17 protein-coding genes are annotated in these 15432 nt (G+C 66.9%); 13 read left to right on the top strand and 4 right to left on the bottom strand.

Annotation, left to right across the window (positions count from 1 at the left end):
• Positions 1-7: 7 nt before the first annotated feature.
• Together O0K41_RS16085 and bioA are read right to left on the bottom strand one after the other, a co-directional pair.
• On the bottom strand, positions 8-745 hold the full coding sequence (locus O0K41_RS16085) for a 16S rRNA (uracil(1498)-N(3))-methyltransferase (RefSeq protein ID WP_005414248.1): 738 nt from the start codon (positions 743-745) through the stop codon (positions 8-10).
• The gene (gene bioA / locus O0K41_RS16080) at positions 736-2127 is read right to left on the bottom strand and encodes an adenosylmethionine--8-amino-7-oxononanoate transaminase (protein WP_239503598.1); all 1392 of its coding nucleotides are present in this window, start codon (positions 2125-2127) and stop codon (positions 736-738) included. The genes O0K41_RS16085 and bioA overlap by 10 nt, the downstream gene beginning before the upstream one ends.
• Positions 2128-2204: 77 nt before the next feature.
• Here bioA and nudE point away from each other — a divergent pair, with 77 nt between their 5' ends.
• The 10 genes from nudE to O0K41_RS16030 all read left to right on the top strand — a co-directional run bounded on the left by nudE (position 2205) and on the right by O0K41_RS16030 (position 9890).
• Complete coding sequence (gene nudE / locus O0K41_RS16075; RefSeq protein ID WP_033833433.1) at positions 2205-2768, top strand: ADP compounds hydrolase NudE; 564 nt, start codon at positions 2205-2207, stop codon at positions 2766-2768.
• A complete protein-coding gene (gene cysQ / locus O0K41_RS16070; protein ID WP_164223238.1) occupies positions 2765-3568 on the top strand; it encodes a 3'(2'),5'-bisphosphate nucleotidase CysQ in 804 nt (267 codons plus the stop codon). Before nudE ends, cysQ begins: the two co-directional genes overlap by 4 nt.
• A 13-nt stretch (positions 3569-3581) precedes the next feature.
• Positions 3582-4421 carry a nucleoside triphosphate pyrophosphohydrolase gene (mazG, locus tag O0K41_RS16065; protein ID WP_043034493.1) on the top strand — a complete coding sequence of 280 codons (840 nt, stop codon included), beginning with the start codon at positions 3582-3584 and terminating at the stop codon, positions 4419-4421.
• Entirely contained in the window at positions 4418-4747 is a 330-nt protein-coding gene (locus O0K41_RS16060) for a YnfA family protein (RefSeq protein ID WP_088435949.1), read from the top strand. Before mazG ends, O0K41_RS16060 begins: the two co-directional genes overlap by 4 nt.
• 125 nt (positions 4748-4872) lie before the next feature.
• Complete coding sequence (locus O0K41_RS16055; protein WP_099530155.1) at positions 4873-5175, top strand: DUF962 domain-containing protein; 303 nt, start codon at positions 4873-4875, stop codon at positions 5173-5175.
• Between the two features lie 66 nt (positions 5176-5241).
• Positions 5242-6201, top strand: a complete 960-nt coding sequence (locus O0K41_RS16050; RefSeq protein WP_005410704.1) for an SPFH domain-containing protein — start codon at positions 5242-5244, stop codon at positions 6199-6201.
• A gap of 1 nt (position 6202) precedes the next feature.
• On the top strand, positions 6203-6649 hold the full coding sequence (locus O0K41_RS16045; RefSeq protein ID WP_049448751.1) for an NfeD family protein: 447 nt from the start codon (positions 6203-6205) through the stop codon (positions 6647-6649).
• A gap of 358 nt (positions 6650-7007) precedes the next feature.
• Positions 7008-8120, top strand: a complete 1113-nt coding sequence (gcvT, locus tag O0K41_RS16040) for a glycine cleavage system aminomethyltransferase GcvT (protein ID WP_049395781.1) — start codon at positions 7008-7010, stop codon at positions 8118-8120.
• A gap of 93 nt (positions 8121-8213) precedes the next feature.
• Positions 8214-8609, top strand: a complete 396-nt coding sequence (gcvH, locus tag O0K41_RS16035) for a glycine cleavage system protein GcvH (RefSeq protein ID WP_005410701.1) — start codon at positions 8214-8216, stop codon at positions 8607-8609.
• Positions 8610-9383: 774 nt separating this feature from the next.
• On the top strand, positions 9384-9890 hold the full coding sequence (locus tag O0K41_RS16030; RefSeq protein WP_005410700.1) for a hypothetical protein: 507 nt from the start codon (positions 9384-9386) through the stop codon (positions 9888-9890).
• A 118-nt stretch (positions 9891-10008) separates the two neighbouring features.
• Here the strand turns inward: O0K41_RS16030 and O0K41_RS16025 are convergent, their stop codons facing one another.
• Positions 10009-10902: a LysR substrate-binding domain-containing protein gene (locus tag O0K41_RS16025; protein ID WP_005414244.1), complete on the bottom strand. Its 894-nt coding sequence runs from the start codon at positions 10900-10902 to the stop codon at positions 10009-10011.
• A gap of 114 nt (positions 10903-11016) precedes the next feature.
• Here O0K41_RS16025 and O0K41_RS16020 point away from each other — a divergent pair, with 114 nt between their 5' ends.
• Positions 11017-11775, top strand: a complete 759-nt coding sequence (locus O0K41_RS16020; protein WP_012481034.1) for an SDR family oxidoreductase — start codon at positions 11017-11019, stop codon at positions 11773-11775.
• 99 nt (positions 11776-11874) lie between these two features.
• Here the strand turns inward: O0K41_RS16020 and O0K41_RS16015 are convergent, their stop codons facing one another.
• Positions 11875-13275 carry a serine hydrolase domain-containing protein gene (locus tag O0K41_RS16015; protein WP_005410697.1) on the bottom strand — a complete coding sequence of 467 codons (1401 nt, stop codon included), beginning with the start codon at positions 13273-13275 and terminating at the stop codon, positions 11875-11877.
• Positions 13276-13599: 324 nt separating this feature from the next.
• On the opposite strand from O0K41_RS16015, the gene O0K41_RS16010 reads away from it, so the two are divergent.
• Together O0K41_RS16010 and O0K41_RS16005 are read left to right on the top strand one after the other, a co-directional pair.
• Entirely contained in the window at positions 13600-14889 is a 1290-nt protein-coding gene (locus O0K41_RS16010; protein WP_197592651.1) for an MFS transporter, read from the top strand.
• A gap of 42 nt (positions 14890-14931) precedes the next feature.
• Positions 14932-15282, top strand: coding sequence for a DUF1304 domain-containing protein (locus O0K41_RS16005; RefSeq protein ID WP_012481032.1), 351 nt, complete (start codon positions 14932-14934; stop codon positions 15280-15282).
• Positions 15283-15432 lie beyond the last annotated feature (150 nt).

Genomic DNA, 15432 nt, shown 5'->3' with positions numbered 1-15432 from the left:
ATCAACCTTACCCCAGGTCGCCCAACCGCGCCTGCAATGCCGCGATCGCGGCCAGCCCGGCGGTCTCCGTGCGCAGGATGCGCGGCCCCAGCTGCAGGCCCTGGAATCCTGCCGCTGCCAGCTGATCCCGGTCGCGCGGCGACCAGCCGCCTTCCGGGCCGATCGCGATCACGATGCCGCCCGTCGGCGCCGCGTCGAGCGTCGACAGGCGATGGGCACCGTGCGGGTCCAGCGTCAGCCGCAGCGTATCGGCCGGCAGCGTCGCCGCCGCCTGCGCCAATGACACCGGCGAGCCCACCTGCGGAATGCGCGCGCGCCCGGACTGGCCGCAGGCCGAGGTCACCACGTTGTTCCAGTGCGCTACGCGCTTCTCCGCGCGCGCGGCATCCAGCTTCACTTCGGTGCGCTCGGCATTCACCGGAACGATGGCGCTCACGCCCAGCTCGGTGGCCTTCTGCAGGATCAGGTCCATCTTCTCGCCTCGGGCAATGCCCTGCAGCAGAGTGATCGCCAGCGGCGATTCGTTGTCCACCGCCTGCACCGCATCGATGCGCACCTGCACCTCGCGCTTGCCGGCGGCGGTCAGCGTGGCGCTGTAGTCGTGGCCATCGCCGTTGAACAGCACGCAGGTATCACCCTCGCGCAGGCGCATCACCCGCACCAGATGGTTGGCCGTCTCTTCCGGCAGGGTCACGGTCTGGCCGCTGTGCAGCGCCAGGTCGATGGGGCAGCGGGTCACGCGCATGCAATCGCCTCGTCAATCGCCGCCAGCGTGGTATGTGCCAGCAGCTCCAGTTGTTCGTCATCCACGCAGTAGGGTGGCATCCAGTACAGCACGTCGCCCAGCGGACGCAGCACCACGCCACGTTTCAGCGCAGCCTTGTAGGCGTGCAGGCCCAGTCGCAGCGCCGGATCGAACGGCGTGCGCTTGTTGCCATCCCGCGACAGCTCGAAGGCCACCACCATGCCGGCCTGGCGGACGTCGGCCACGTGCGGATGGTCGCTCAATGGCGCAGCCAGCGCGCCCATCACCGAGGCGATGCCACGGTTGCGGGCGATCACATCGTCGTCGCGGAAGATGTCCAGCGTCGCCAGCGCAGCCGCACAGGCCAGCGGGTTGCCGGTGTAACTGTGCGAATGCAGGAAGGCGCGCTCGCGCGAGTCATCAAGGAAGACGTCGTACAGCGCCTGCGTGGCCAGCACCGCGGCAAGCGGCAGGAAGCCGCCGGTCAGGCCCTTGGACAGGCACATCAGGTCCGGCATCACCCCGGCCTGCTCGCAGGCGAACAGGGTGCCGGTGCGGCCGAAGCCGGTGGCGATCTCGTCGGCGATCATGAATGCGCCGTGCGCATCACACAGTTCGCGCACCCGCTGCAGGTACACCGGGTCATGCATGCGCATGCCGCCGGCGCACTGCAGGCGCGGTTCCAGGATCACTGCGCAGATCTCGCCGGGATGCTGGTCAAACAGGGTGGCCAGGCCATCAGCGGCCTGGCGTGCGCGATCAGCCGCACTCTGGCCCGGCTCGGCCAGGTAGGCATCGGGCGAGGGCGCGAACAGGCCTTCGGCCAGCAGCGGCGCGTAGACGCGGCGGTACAGCGGAATGTCCGCCATCGCCAGCGCTCCAAGGGTCTCGCCATGGTAGCCGTTCTCCAGCGCGATGAAGCGCGTGCGCCGTGGCTCGCCGCGGTTCTGGAAATACTGGAAGGCCATCTTCAGCGCGACTTCCACGCCGGCCGAGCCGTTGTCGGCGTAGAACACCTTGGCCAGCGGCTCGCGGCCGGGCTGGCGTGGCGCCAGCGCCAGCAGGCGCTCGGCCAGGGTGATCGCCGGCTCATGGCCGAAGCCAGCCAGCATCACCTGTTCCAGCTGCCCGGCCTGCGCCGCGATGGCGCCGCCGATGCGCGGCTCGGCATGGCCGAACAGATTGGTCCACCAGCTGCTGACGGCGTCCAGATAGCGGTTGCCGTCGTGATCGATCAGCCATGCGCCTTCACCACGGGCGATCGGCACCAGCGGCAGGGTATGCGGGTGCTCACGCATCTGCGTGCACGGGTGCCACAGCACCTGCAGGTCGCGTTGCCGCCAGTGCTGGGCCAGCGGGGAGGGGGTTGGGTCTGCTAGCATTTCGGGCTCATGAACATGTTGCTGCCTGCACATTCTATCGGCCCCGGCGCTGGCGCCGGCCGCCGCGGAGATTCCGCATGAACGATGACCGTGCCGGCCGGCGCTTGCCGATCATCCATCGGATCACCGATGAGGAGAACGGCCCCTTCCAGCGCCAGCACCTGGACCTGGAGTTCTCCAACGGTGAACGCCGCCGCTTCGAACGCCTGGTCAGCCGTGGCCATGGTGCGGTGGTGGTGGTGCCGATGCTCGACGACGAGACGGTGCTGCTGGTGCGTGAATACGCCGCCGGCATGCATCGCTATGAACTGGGCCTGGTCAAGGGCCGGATCGACGCCGGCGAAACCCCCGGGCAGGCCGCCGACCGCGAGCTGAAGGAAGAGGCCGGGTACGGTGCACGCCGGGTCGACGTGCTGCGCGCGATGACCCTGGCCCCCACCTACATGAGCCACCAGTCGTGGCTGGTGGTGGCACGCGACCTGTATCCGGAAAAGCTGGCCGGCGACGAGCCGGAAGAACTCGAGGTGGTGCCGTGGAAGCTGGCCGAACTGGACCAGCTGATGCTGCGCGAGGACTTCTCCGAGGGACGCTCGCTGGCGGCGCTGTTCATCGCTCGCCAGTGGCTGCAGGGAACGCGATGATCAAACTGACCACGGACCTGCGCGAGACCGCCATCGCCATCGCCCAGGAAGCCGGACAGGCCATCATGCAGGTGTACGCCGATGGCTTCGAGGTGCAGATCAAGGACGACGACAGCCCGGTCACCACCGCCGACCTGGCCGCCAACCAGGTCATCGAACTGGGCCTGCGCCAGCTGACCCCGGACCTGCCGATCCTGTCGGAGGAATCGGCGCAGGTGCCGTGGGAGCACCGCCGCCACTGGGGCGCGTACTGGCTGGTGGATCCGCTCGACGGCACCCGCGAGTTCGTCAAGCGCAATGGCGAGTTCAGCGTCAACATCGCGCTGATCTACCAGGGCGCACCTGCCTTCGGCGTGGTGTTGGCCCCGGTCACCGGCATCGTCTGGCATGCCATGCGTGGCGAGCTGGCCTATCGCCGGCAGGGCCTGCACGACACCGTGCTGCGCACCCGCACGCCGGCCACCGCCCCGCTGCGCGTCGCCGCCAGCCGCTCGCACCGCTCGCCGGAAACCGAGGCGCTGCTGGCGAGGATGGGCCGCATCGAGACCATCGCGCAGGGCTCGTCGCTGAAATTCTGCCGGATCGCCGAAGGCGGCCTGGATGTCTACCCTCGGCTGGGCCCGACCTCCGAATGGGATACCGCTGCCGGCCAATGCGTGCTGCATGCCGCCGGCGGCGCCGTGCTGTCGGCCGCGACCGGCAAGCCGTTCCGCTACAACCGCCGCGAAACCTTGTTGAACGGCGATTTCATTGCCCTTGGTGATACCAGCCTGCCATGGCGCGACTGGTTGTCCGACTGACCCTGGAGGCCGCATGAGCGCGCACGACACCCCCACCACCGGCAGCGCCGCCGCCCACGAGCTGGAGCGCCTGCTGGCGATCATGGCGCGCCTGCGCGACCCGCAGGGCGGCTGCCCGTGGGATCTGGAGCAGAACTTCGCAACCATCGCGCCGTACACCATCGAGGAAGCCTACGAGGTGGCCGATGCGATCGACCGTGGCGATCTCGACGATCTCTGTGACGAGCTGGGCGACCTGCTGCTGCAGGTGGTGTTCCATGCGCGCATGGCCGAAGAGCAGGGGGCCTTTGCCTTCGCCGAGGTCGCACGCGCGATCAGCGACAAGATGCAGCGCCGTCACCCGCACGTGTTCGCCGACGTGAGCGTCGACGATGCCGACGGCGTGACGCGCAACTGGGATGCGATCAAGCGTGCCGAGCGTGCCGCCAAGGGCGAGCAGGACACCTCCGCGCTGGCCGGCATTTCGCGCGGGCTGCCGGAATGGCAGCGGGCGGTGAAGCTGCAGTCGCGTGCGGCCAAGGTCGGCTTCGACTGGCCCGGCCCGTTGCCGGTGCTGGACAAGGCGGCCGAGGAACTGCAGGAACTGCGCGAGGAGTTCGAACGCGGCGATATCGCCGGCAACAAGGCGCGGCTGCAGGAAGAACTGGGCGACCTGCTGTTCGTCTGCGCCAACCTGGCGCGCCATGCCGACATCGACCTGGGTGCGGCGCTGCGCGGGGCCAACCACAAGTTCGAACGCCGCTTCCGCGCGATGGAAGCGCAGGCCGACGCGCAGGGTGGGGCGCTGGCTGCGATGGGCCTGGATGCGCAGGAAGCGTTGTGGCAGCAGGCCAAGGCGGCGGAGAAAGCGTGAAGACGCTGGGCCTGTTCCTGCTGACCGCGCTGGCCGAGATCGTCGGCTGCTACCTGCCCTGGGTATGGCTGCGCAAGGGCGGCAGCGTCTGGTTGCTGCTGCCGGCCGCGGCCAGCCTCGCCCTGTTCGCGTGGCTGTTGACCCTGCACCCGACCGCCAGTGGGCGGGTCTATGCGGCCTACGGTGGCGTGTACATCGGCACCGCGCTGTTCTGGTTGTGGTTGGTCGACGGCATCCGCCCCAGCCGCTGGGACCTGCTGGGCGCTGCGCTGTGCCTGGCCGGCATGGCGGTGATCATGTTCGGGCCGCGCACCTCATCGGTGTAGAGCCGGGCCATGCGTGGCTGCGCCTCCTTCCGACCGCGCTGGCGCGCGCAAGCCGGGCATGGCTCGGCGCCACAAGGTCAGCGATGGTGCATGATGGCGACGACCCTGGTTCCCGGAGCACGCGCATGTCCCGCTTCGCCAGCTTCCGCGAGTTCTATCCGTTCTACCTCAGCGAGCATCGCCACCCGGTATCGCGCCGGCTGCACTTCATCGGCAGCTGCGGCGTACTGTTGCTGGTCGCGACAGCGATCCTGCGTGGGCAGCCGGTGCTGCTGCTGGCTGCCCTGTTCTGCGGTTACAGCTTCGCCTGGGTTGGCCATTTCTTTTTCGAGAAGAACCGCCCGGCCACTTTCCAGCACCCGCTGTACTCGTTCATGGGCGACTGGGTGATGTTCGCCGACATCCTGCGCGGGCGCATGCCCTGGTAGCTCCGCTGTGAATGCGGCCTTCACGCGCTATGCTGGGGCCTGGACGTCATAGATAAGGAAAGCAAGATGTTCCCGACCATGTTCTTTACCGTGGTGCTGGCCTTCGTGGCCGTGGTGATCCTGTTCAAGGCGGTACGGATGGTGCCCCAGGGCTACGAGTGGACCGTCGAGCGCTTCGGGCGCTACACGCACACCATGACCCCCGGCCTGCACTTCCTGATTCCGATCGTGTACGGGGTCGGGCGCAAGGTGAACATGATGGAGCAGGTGCTGGATGTACCCAGCCAGGAAGTGATCACCAAGGACAACGCCGCCGTGCGCGTGGACGGCGTGGTGTTCTTCCAGGTCCTGGATGCCGCCAAGGCGGCCTATGAGGTGGCCAACCTGGAAGTGGCGATGATCGCCCTGGTGCAGACCAACATCCGTACCGTGATCGGTTCGATGGACCTGGATGAATCGCTCAGCCAGCGCGAGGTGATCAATGCCCAGCTGTTGAGCGTGGTCGACCACGCCACCAATCCCTGGGGCGTGAAGGTCAACCGCATCGAGATCCGCGACATCCAGCCACCACGCGATCTGCTGGACGCGATGGCGCGGCAGATGAAGGCCGAGCGCGAGAAGCGCGCGCAGATTCTAGAGGCAGAGGGTTCCCGCCAGTCGGAGATCCTGCGCGCCGATGGCGAAAAGCAGGCCACCGTGCTGGAGGCCGAAGGCCGTCGCGAAGCTGCGTTCCGCGATGCCGAGGCGCGCGAACGCCTGGCCGAGGCCGAAGCGATGGCGACCAAGGTGGTGTCGGCGGCGATTGCCGAGGGCGACGTGCAGGCGATCAACTACTTTGTTGCGCAGAAGTACGTGGAAGCGTTCAAGGAGCTGGCCAGTTCGCCGAACCAGAAGCTGGTGCTGATGCCGATGGAGGCCAGTGGCGTGATCGGTTCGATCGCCGGCGTGGCCGAACTGGCGAAGCAGGCGCTGGCCAGCCAGGACAACAAGGCCGCCGGCAAGCGGCCGCCGCCGCTCGGAGGCTGACATGCGCTGGGAAGTCGTCGGTTGGGGCGCGCTGGCGCTGCTGCTGTTTGCCGCCGAGGCGTTGGCGCCCGGGGCGTTCATGCTGTGGATCGGCATTGGCGCGGCGGCGGTGTTCGTACTGGTTGCGGTGTTCAGCGGCATTCCATTGCTGTGGCAGGTCGTTGCCTTCGTCGTGCTGAGCGTTGTCTCGATCCAGTGCTACCGGCGCTGGGGCAAGGCAAGGGCGCGACCCAGCGATGCACCGTTGCTCAACCGCCGCGCCGAACAACTGGTCGGACGGGTGGTGCCGTTGCAGCAGGGTATCGTTGGTGGGCAGGGCCGGGTCAGCATCGACGACGCGTACTGGCAGGTCAGCGGCCCGGACCTGCAGGCCGGTGCCATGGTGCGGGTGGTAGCGGTGCAGGGCAGCACGCTGGTGGTCGAGTCTGCTGCGGGTAGAGTCGACTGATAGTCGACTGGCATGTGTTGGGTCGGGCGGGTTGGGTTCGCGGTACACGCCGTAAACCCCGCTCTGCGGTCCGGCCCAGCCGCTGGCGGCTGCGCGTTCGGGCGCTTGCGAAGCAGTGCTTCGCAAGCAAAGCGCCCCCAGGGATGGGTTCACGGCGTGTCCCGATCGCCCATACCGCTCCGGCCAAGCCGTCGACTTCGCAGAGCCGATACGCTTTGGCTGTTGCCGTTGCCTGGCTTGTAAAAGGCGCCCACCGGCCGCAGGCCGGCCAAACACCCCCGCTGCGCTGCGGCGCGACCTGCGGGCGACCGATCTGGGATAATGGGGATTCTTGTTTCCTCTGCTGCCGGACCCGGTCATGACCCAGAAGACGCTGCTCAACGATACCCACCGCGCCCTTGGCGCCAAGATGGTCGATTTCGGGGGTTGGGACATGCCCATCCACTACGGCTCGCAGCTGGACGAGCACCACCTGGTGCGTCGCGAGTCGGGTGTGTTCGACGTCAGCCACATGACCGTGGTCGACCTGCGCGGTGACCAGGTCAGGCCGTTCCTGCGCCGCCTGCTGGCCAACTCGGTCGACAAGCTGAAGGTGCCGGGCAAGGCGCTGTACTCGTGCATGCTGAATCCGCGCGGCGGCGTCATCGACGACCTGATCGTCTACTACCTGGGCGACGATTTCTTCCGCATGGTGGTCAACGCCTCCACCCGCGAAAAGGACCTGGCCTGGCTGCGCGAGCAGGCCGCGCCGTTCGGCGTCAGCGTCGAGCAGCGCCCGGACCTGGCCATCCTGGCCGTGCAGGGCCCGCAGGCGCGCGCGATCGTGATCGGCCTGGCCCGCGAATCCGAGCGCGAGGCGCTGACCAAGCTGGGCCGCTTCGCCGCCCTGCAGGTGCAGTCCGACGACGGCGTCGAGCTGTTCGTCGCCCGTACCGGTTACACCGGCGAAGACGGCTTCGAAATCCTGCTGCCGCAGGACGCGGTGGTCGCGTTCTGGAACCGCCTGCTGGCGGCGGGCGTGAAGCCGGCCGGTCTCGGCGCACGCGACACGTTGCGCCTGGAAGCCGGCATGAACCTGTATGGCCAGGACATGGACGAAGAGATCAGCCCGTACGAAGCGGCGCTGGCCTGGACCGTGTCGCTGGACGAAGGCCGCGACTTCATCGGCCGCGACGTGCTGGAAGCGCAGAAGAACGCAGGCACCGCGCGCCAGATGATCGGCCTGGTGATGGACGAGAAGGGCGTGCTGCGCCACGGCCAGGCAGTGACCACGGCCAGCGGCCAGGGCGAGATCCTGTCCGGCACCTTCTCGCCGACCCTGGCCAAGGGCATCGCTTTTGCCCGCGTGCCCGCCGGTGAACTCGGCGAGGTCACCGTCGACATCCGCGGCCGGCAGGTGCCGGTGCGCGTGGTCAAGTTCCCGTTCGTGCGCGAAGGCCAGGCCCAGCCCGGCGTGCTCGCCGACGCCTGATCCGGACATGCCGGTCGTCACTGACAGCAGTGGCGGCCGGTTGGTTACACTAGCCCCGTTTTTTCCACCCCTGCATATCTCTGGAGCAGTCCCATGAGCGAGATCCCCGGCGACCTCAAGTTCCTCAAGTCCCATGAGTGGGCCCGTGTCGAAGGCAATGGCCGCGTCACCGTCGGTATTTCCGACCATGCCCAGGGCCTGCTGGGTGACCTGGTCTACGTCGAACTGCCGGAAGTCGGCGCCGACGCCAAGGCCGGCGAACAGATCGCCGTCGTCGAGTCGGTGAAGGCCGCCTCGGACGTCTACAGCCCGATCAGCGGCAAGGTTGTCGAGGTCAACTCGGCCCTGTCCGACAAGCCGGAAACCATCAACGAAGATGCCTACGGCGAAGGTTGGATGTTCGTGGTCGAACTGACCAACGCTGAAGAGGTCAACGAGCTGCTGGACCCGGACGCGTACGCCGAAGCCCTGGAGAACGACGACCACTGAGTCGTCGTTTCCGGGTTCTGCAACGGCCACCTTCGGGTGGCCGTTTTTGTTTTGGCGAGTACGTCGGCTCATGACGCAGGGTTTGCTGCGCGCCCTCGACGCGGCATCAGCAGACCCGCGAACGGTACCGAGGGGTGTGCGCAGTTTTGCGCAAATCCGCGTTTCCGCCCCGCGCCGACGCGTCCGGATGTGAAAACTTTTCGCCCCCCGTTGCGGTGCCGTTGTGCTGGCGCTGGTGCCGGCGCCGGCCGGTGCCGGCGTTGCGTGCATGCAGCGGCCGCCAACATGCATGCATCTGCGCAGAGTGCCTATTTCAAGTGGTTTTTGTTCAACGCTTGCGTTGTTGTTGCTGCAGGCAACGCGCGTGCGTGGTGCTTTGTTGGTCGTCGAGGGCGGAGCGTCGCGACCGTGCAGGCAACACCGCGGATGGCGCGGATGTGAAAATTTTTCGCGGGGGTTGTTGACAGTAAAAAAAACCGTGATTAGGTTTCGCCTCAGCAGACCTTGCCTGCCAAACCGAGTGCGCAGAATCAATCGTCCGATGCGAAGCAGCCCCTTCAAGACCACCGCGACCCAGATGACGGTGGACATGGCCCCGCTTCCCCCGGAGAAATGCAAGGCACCTCCCGTTCCGATGCCCGCTCCGCCGATCGAGGCGGGCATTGCCGCATCCGTAACGGCGCGCTTGACGCGCCGGCGGTCCCCGCACGCAGCATCCGCGGGTTTGATCCACCTGGGCGTTTCAACTCCCTATCACTGACGAGGAGCCATCCCATGGCAACCAAGAAAGCTGCGAAGAAAAAGCCCGCCGCCAAGAAGGCGGTGAAGAAGGTCGCGAAGAAGGCCGCTGCCAAGAAGGCAGTGAAGAAGGTCGCGAAGAAGGCGACCGCCAAGAAGGCAGTGAAGAAGGCTGCGAAGAAGGTCGCCAAGAAGGCCACTGCGAAGAAGGCAGTGAAGAAGGCGGCGAAGAAGGTAGCCAAGAAGTCTCCTGCCAAGAAGACCGCGAAGAAGGCCGTCAAGAAGGTAGCCAAGAAGGCCACCAAGAAGACTGCCAAGAAGGCAACGGCCCGCAAGCCGGCCAAGAAGGTCGCGAAGAAGGCGACTGCCAAGAAGGCCGTCAAGAAGACCGCCAAGAAGGCAGTGAAGAAGACCGCGAAGAAGGCCACCAAGAAGGCTGCCCCGAAGAAGGCAGCGAAGAAGGTTGCCAAGCGCAAGCCGGCCGCCCGCAAGAAGAAGGCCGCCCCGGTCGCTCTGCCGGCAACCCCGGCGCCGCTGATCTAAGTACTCCCGATAGCCGCATCCTGAAACCCCTTCCCTGGCTGCCCAGCGGGGAGGGGGTTTTTTTATGGGGCCATTGGTAGCGTCGAGCCATGCTCGACCGCCTTGCTGACGGTCGACGCTAGCGGTGCGGCGCCGGTGGAAAGCGCTCCACCAGGAAATCGATGAAGCTGCGCAGGCGGGTCGAGGGGTAGCGGTCGTGGGCGTAGACCACGTGCATCGGCCGCCCCGCGTGGCCGTGTTCGGGAAACAGCTGCACCAACCGCCCAGCCTCGACATCCGCGGCCAGAAGCAGTGCCGATTGCAGCACGATGCCCAGCCCATGCAGCGCCGCTGTACGCAGCGCTTCGCCGTTGTTGATCTGCAGTCGACCTGTGGGCACATGGCCGAGCCCGCCAGCATCGGCCTGCAGCCACTGCGCCAGCGCGCTGGGTTCGAAGGACAGGCATTGGTGCCGGGCAAGCGCCAGCAGGTCGGAGGGCGTACCGTGCCGGGCGAGGTATCCGGGCGAGGCGCACATCATCAAGCGATACGGTGCCAATGCACGTGCCACCAGCACGCTGCTGTCGGCCAGCGTGCCGATGCGCAGGGCTGCTTCGAAACCCTCCTCTGCGAGGTCGACCACGCGGTCGGTCAGCACCGCGTCGACACGCACGTCGGGGTAGCGCGCCATGTAATCGGCCAACGCCGGTACCAGCGCATGCGTGCCGAAGATCACTGGCGCGCTGATGCGCAGCGTGCCTGCGGGTGCAAGGTGCTGGTACTGGGCCTGAGCATCGGTTTCCTCCACCAGCCGCAGGATCTCCCGGCAGCGGGCGTAGTAGTCCTCCCCGAACGGCGTCATGTGCTGGCGCCGGGTGGTACGACTGAGCAACTGCATGCCCAGCCGCGCCTCCAACGCACGCAGGTGCTTGCCGGCCATCGTCGGGGAGATGGCCAGTGCTGCCGCTGCAGCGCTGAGGCTGCCCTTGTCCACGATCAGCACGTAGACCTGCATGCTTTCCAGCAGGTTCATCTGACACTCCGGGTATTGAATGCTGAAACTTTTGCGGAGTTTATCAATCACGGGTGATCAAACAGCATGCACTGCAGGGGCCGGATCCACCGGCCGTGCTGAAAGGAGAACACGATGGACTTGAATCTTGAGGGACGCACAGCGCTGGTCACCGGGGCGGGCAGTGGCATCGGTGCCGCTGTCGCCAGGCAACTGGCCGCGCAGGGCGTACGTGTTGCCATCTCGTCACGGCGACAGGCACCGCTGCAGGCGCTGGCGGCAGGGATCGAAGCGGCGGGCGCACCCGCGCCGATCATCCTGCTGGGCGATGTCACTGACGCCGGGGACGTGCGACGCATTGCTGACGCGTCGCTGGCGGCGTTGCAGCGGGTGGACATCCTGGTCAACGCGGCTGGCGGTTCGCGGCCAACGACCGTCGATGCAGCCGACACGATCTGGGAGGAGGCATTGGCGCTGAACTTCTCTGCCGCACGACGGCTGACCCAGGCACTGCTGCCGGCGATGCAGGCGCAGGGATGGGGGCGGGTGATCAACTTCAGCGGTTCGATGGAGCCCCGTTCGGTGAATGCCGCCACCGCGGCGAAGGCAGCGCTGCATCTGTGGAGCAAGGGGCTGTCGTCGGAGGTGGCCGGGCAGGGCATCACGGTGAATGCCATTGCGCCGGGTCGGATCAACAGCCCGCAGATCCTGGACCGCCTGCATCCCACCGAGGAAAGCCGACGCGCGTTCATCGCCAGTAACATCCCGATCGGACGCTTCGGTGAGCCGGAAGAAGTGGCGCCGCTGGTGGCATTCCTCGCCTCACCGCTGGCCGGTTACATCACCGGTGCGGTGATTCCGGTGGACGGCGGCATGCACTACTTCGCGCATTAGCGCTGCGTTTGTAGAGGCGAGCGTGGCTCGATTCCACAACAGCCAACAAAAAGGGCGGCCCGCAGGCCGCCCTTCATGCTGACGGTCGCGCCCGCCTGATCAGCGCGGCGACGCCACCGCGCGGTTGCTCGAAGCGCCCTTGCCCTTGCGCTTGTCCTGCTGCGCCGGGCTCGCGCCTTCGGCCATCAGGTTGTCGCTGCCGAAGTCGGTGTCCACATCCAGCCAGCGCTGTGCCGGCAGGCCGAGCGCGGAATCGAGCACGGTCGGCAGCAGGCCGCTGGGCAGGCCGCTCTCGCCATTCCACATGATGGCGATGCCGAGATCGCGTTCGGGGACCAGCGCGACCAGGCCGCGGTAGCCCTGTACGGCACCGGCATGGAACACCACGTCGTGGCCGGCGTAGTCGAAGGTGCGCCAGCCCAGCGCGTAGCCGGCCGAGTGCAGGCGCTCGCGGCGCCAGCCCGAACGCATCTCGCCGGGGGTGTTGATCAGGCTCGAATGCAGGGTAGCCAGCAACGGTGCCGGCAGCACATCGGGGCGATGGCCGGTGTGCGCCAGCAGCCACTGCGCCATGTCGCTGGCGCTGGCGTTGACGCCAGCCGCCGGGGCAACACGGTAGTAGGTCGGCTTCGGTGTCAGCGACACCCAGCCGTTGCGGCTGCGCACGTGCGGACGCGCCCAGCGCGAGCTGGCCTGGATGCCGGCCAGGCCGAGGCTGGCATCGTTCATGCCCAGCGGCTTGAAGATGCGGCGCTCGACCGACTGCTCGTAGAAGCTGCCGGAGGCGGCATAGACGACGTCGCCGATCAGGCTGAAGGCCACGTTCTGGTAGGCGTAGCAGTCGCCCGGCAGGCACTTCAGGCTGGTGTTGGCCAGCTTCTGGGTCAGCGCGTAGTACTCGGCGTTGCCTTCGATGTCGCGGTCGTAGGCGTTGTAGGGCAGGCCGACGCGGTGGCTGAGCACATCGGCCACGGTCAGGCGGTCGGTGGCTTCGGGCGAGTTGAGGCGGAAGCCCGGCACGTAGTCGGTGACCTTGCTGTCCCAGCGCAGCGTGCCGTCGTTGACCAGCAGTCCGGCCATGGTGCCGGCGAAGGCCTTGGACAGCGAAGCCAGGCGGAACACGGTGTGGGCGTCGACCGGCAGCGGATTGTTGACGTCAGTGACGCCATAGCCGCGCGCGCTGAGGATGCGGCCGCCCTGCACGATGGCCACGGCCATGCCCGGCACGCGCTCGCCATAGGTGAGCTGCTGCGCCATCGATTCGATATTGGCGACGTTGAAGCCTGCGGCGGGCGCCTGCACCTGCGGCACCAGCCCGGTACGGTAGGCCGCCGGCTGGGTGTGGGCAACGGCGGTGGCCGCAGCGGACTCGATGTTGGCCGGCATCGGCGGCAACGGCGGCGGGGTCTGCGCGGTGGTGGACAAGGCAACAGGCATCAACATGCCCAGCAAACCGGTGGCCGCCGAACGGATCGGACGACGCAGGCTGTTCTTTTTCATCGGTGGGACCCGTGCGCGACTGCTGATGGCGATTCTAGCGCCGCTTTTCCTCTGTGCACAAACAAAGCGAAGATGAATGCGCATCTCGTTGAAAAAGTTGGGATTTTGACGCCTCGAAAGCGTGTATCGGAACGTGTCATCCGGACCCGGTCATGACACCGCGTTGCGGCCTTCAGACGGCCACCTGCTGGCGATGTTGCAGTGCATTGGATAACGTACGCGCTTCACCGCCCCGGAGCCTGCCATGCCGCTGTCCAACCGCCGTCATCTGGCGAGGGACGCCGCGTGAGCGCGGTACGAGAGAAGGGCCCGCTGCAGGGGCTGATGGCGGCGCTGCGCGAGTCCCCGGCGCTGTGGTGGTCGTTCCTGTACTTCTTCTGCCTGCTCAGCGGCTACTACGTGCTGCGTCCGGTGCGTGAAGCCATGGCCGCCTCGGCGGACCTGGAAACGGTGTTCCCGCCAATGCTGATTGCCTGGTTCGCCGGTCACAGCATCGCGCTGAAGGACTTCGTCCTGCAGTTCCTGTTCTCCTGCGTGTTCGTGATCATGCTGGTGCTGCAGCCGGTGTACGGCTGGCTGGTCAGCCGCTTCCCGCGACGGGTGTTCCTGCCGGCGGTGTACGGGTTCTTCATCGTGACCCTGCTTGGCTTCTACATGATGTTCGACAGCGGCGTGCCTGGCCGCGGCATGGCCTTCTTCTTCTGGATCACCGTCTTCAACCTGTTCGCGGTGGCGGTGTTCTGGAGTTTCATGGCCGACGTGTTCTCCAACGCGCAGGCGCGGGCGTATTACGGCTACATCGGCGCGGCGGGCACCGTCGGTGCCTTCCTTGGTCCGGTCATCACCAGTGCGCTGGTGCAGCGCGTGGGCATCGCCAACCTGATGCTGGTGTCAGCCGGTTTCCTGGCGATCTGCTTGTTCTGCATCTGGCGCCTGCGGCACTGGGCGGTGCTGCGCGAGCAGGAGCAGCAGTTGGTGTCGGGTGAGAAGCCGATGGGCGGCAGCGTGCTGGATGGCCTGAAACTGATCGTGCGCGAGCCGTTGCTGCGCTGGCTGGCGATCATGGTGGTGTTCGGCGTGGGCGTGGGGACGCTGCTCTACAACCAGCAGGCTGCGATCGTGCGTGCGGCGTTCACCGACCCGGCGGCCAGTACCGCGTTCTTCTCGCGCATCGACCTGGCGGTGAACGCGCTGGCGCTGCTGATGCAGGTGGGCCTGACCCGCTGGCTGCTGTCGCGCCACGGCATCGCACCGGCCCTGTTGATCCCTGGATTTGCGATCCTGATCGGCTTCTCGGTGCTTGCCGCTTCACCCATGCCGTTGATGGTGGCAGTGGTACAGGTGATGACCCGGGCCAGCGAGTTCGCATTGGCCAAGCCGGCGCGCGAGACCATCTACACGCGCGTGGACCGGCAGTGGCGCTACAAGGCCGGCGCAGCGATCGACACGGTGGTGTACCGCGGCGCGGACCTGAGCTTTGCGTGGGTGCACAAGGGCTTGTCGCTGTTTGGTTCACACGTGGTGTTCATCGGCGGCGTGGTGGTTGCCGCGTGCATGACCGCAGCCGCGTTCGGTGTACTGCGCGAAGAAAAGAAACTGCCGCGCGACCGCTGATTTTCCGGGGCCCGATCCCCATCCCTGTCCAAGGAACTGCCCATGTACTGGATCGCACTCACCCTGACGTTGCTCGTCGCCTTGCTGCACGTTTATTTCCTGGTGCTGGAGATGTTCCTGTGGACCCGCCCGCTGGGCCTGAAGACCTTCCGCAACACGCCGGAGAAGGCGGAGACCACGCGGGTGCTGGCGGCCAACCAGGGCCTCTACAACGGCTTCCTGGCGGCGGGCATCGGGGTGGGGCTGGTGATCGGGCAGCCCGTGCTGGTGACGTTCTCGCTGGCCTGCGTGGTGGTGGCAGGGTGCTATGGCGCCTACAGCGTGAGCCGCCGCATTTTCATGATCCAGGCGGTGCCGGCGATCCTGGCGCTGGTGTTTCGCGCGCTGGCGTAGTTTCCAGCCAACGGCGCAGCCCCTCGTGGGTTGGTCGCGGAATGCGGGTCGTGGATCTGGCCGGGCGGATGGGCTGGGCAGGGGACGCCGTAAACCCGTCCCTGGGGGCTTGGCCGCGGCATCCATGCCCCGGACACCCCTGCCCAGCCC

It is taken from the genome of Stenotrophomonas sp. Sm2128 (genome assembly GCF_030985535.1).
In the GTDB taxonomy this organism is placed as follows: domain Bacteria; phylum Pseudomonadota; class Gammaproteobacteria; order Xanthomonadales; family Xanthomonadaceae; genus Stenotrophomonas; species Stenotrophomonas maltophilia.
Note: the sequence above shows the minus strand (reverse complement) of the source record. Positions and strands in the feature narration are given on the sequence as shown.

Bases quoted from the DNA above. Each gene is read 5' to 3' on its own strand.
- cysQ (WP_164223238.1), top strand. From the start codon at position 2,765: ATGATCAAACTGACCACGGACCTGCGCGAGACCGCCATCGCCATCGCC.
- O0K41_RS16025 (WP_005414244.1), bottom strand. From the start codon at position 10,902: ATGAACCTGCTGGAAAGCATGCAGGTCTACGTGCTGATCGTGGACAAG.
- nudE (WP_033833433.1), top strand. From the start codon at position 2,205: ATGAACGATGACCGTGCCGGCCGGCGCTTGCCGATCATCCATCGGATC.
- bioA (WP_239503598.1), bottom strand. From the start codon at position 2,127: ATGCTAGCAGACCCAACCCCCTCCCCGCTGGCCCAGCACTGGCGGCAA.
- O0K41_RS16015 (WP_005410697.1), bottom strand. From the start codon at position 13,275: ATGAAAAAGAACAGCCTGCGTCGTCCGATCCGTTCGGCGGCCACCGGT.
- gcvH (WP_005410701.1), top strand. From the start codon at position 8,214: ATGAGCGAGATCCCCGGCGACCTCAAGTTCCTCAAGTCCCATGAGTGG.
- O0K41_RS16005 (WP_012481032.1), top strand. From the start codon at position 14,932: ATGTACTGGATCGCACTCACCCTGACGTTGCTCGTCGCCTTGCTGCAC.
- O0K41_RS16010 (WP_197592651.1), top strand. From the start codon at position 13,600: ATGGCGGCGCTGCGCGAGTCCCCGGCGCTGTGGTGGTCGTTCCTGTAC.
- gcvT (WP_049395781.1), top strand. From the start codon at position 7,008: ATGACCCAGAAGACGCTGCTCAACGATACCCACCGCGCCCTTGGCGCC.
- O0K41_RS16055 (WP_099530155.1), top strand. From the start codon at position 4,873: ATGTCCCGCTTCGCCAGCTTCCGCGAGTTCTATCCGTTCTACCTCAGC.
- O0K41_RS16050 (WP_005410704.1), top strand. From the start codon at position 5,242: ATGTTCCCGACCATGTTCTTTACCGTGGTGCTGGCCTTCGTGGCCGTG.
- O0K41_RS16085 (WP_005414248.1), bottom strand. From the start codon at position 745: ATGCGCGTGACCCGCTGCCCCATCGACCTGGCGCTGCACAGCGGCCAG.
- O0K41_RS16030 (WP_005410700.1), top strand. From the start codon at position 9,384: ATGGCAACCAAGAAAGCTGCGAAGAAAAAGCCCGCCGCCAAGAAGGCG.
- mazG (WP_043034493.1), top strand. From the start codon at position 3,582: ATGAGCGCGCACGACACCCCCACCACCGGCAGCGCCGCCGCCCACGAG.
- O0K41_RS16045 (WP_049448751.1), top strand. From the start codon at position 6,203: ATGCGCTGGGAAGTCGTCGGTTGGGGCGCGCTGGCGCTGCTGCTGTTT.
- O0K41_RS16020 (WP_012481034.1), top strand. From the start codon at position 11,017: ATGGACTTGAATCTTGAGGGACGCACAGCGCTGGTCACCGGGGCGGGC.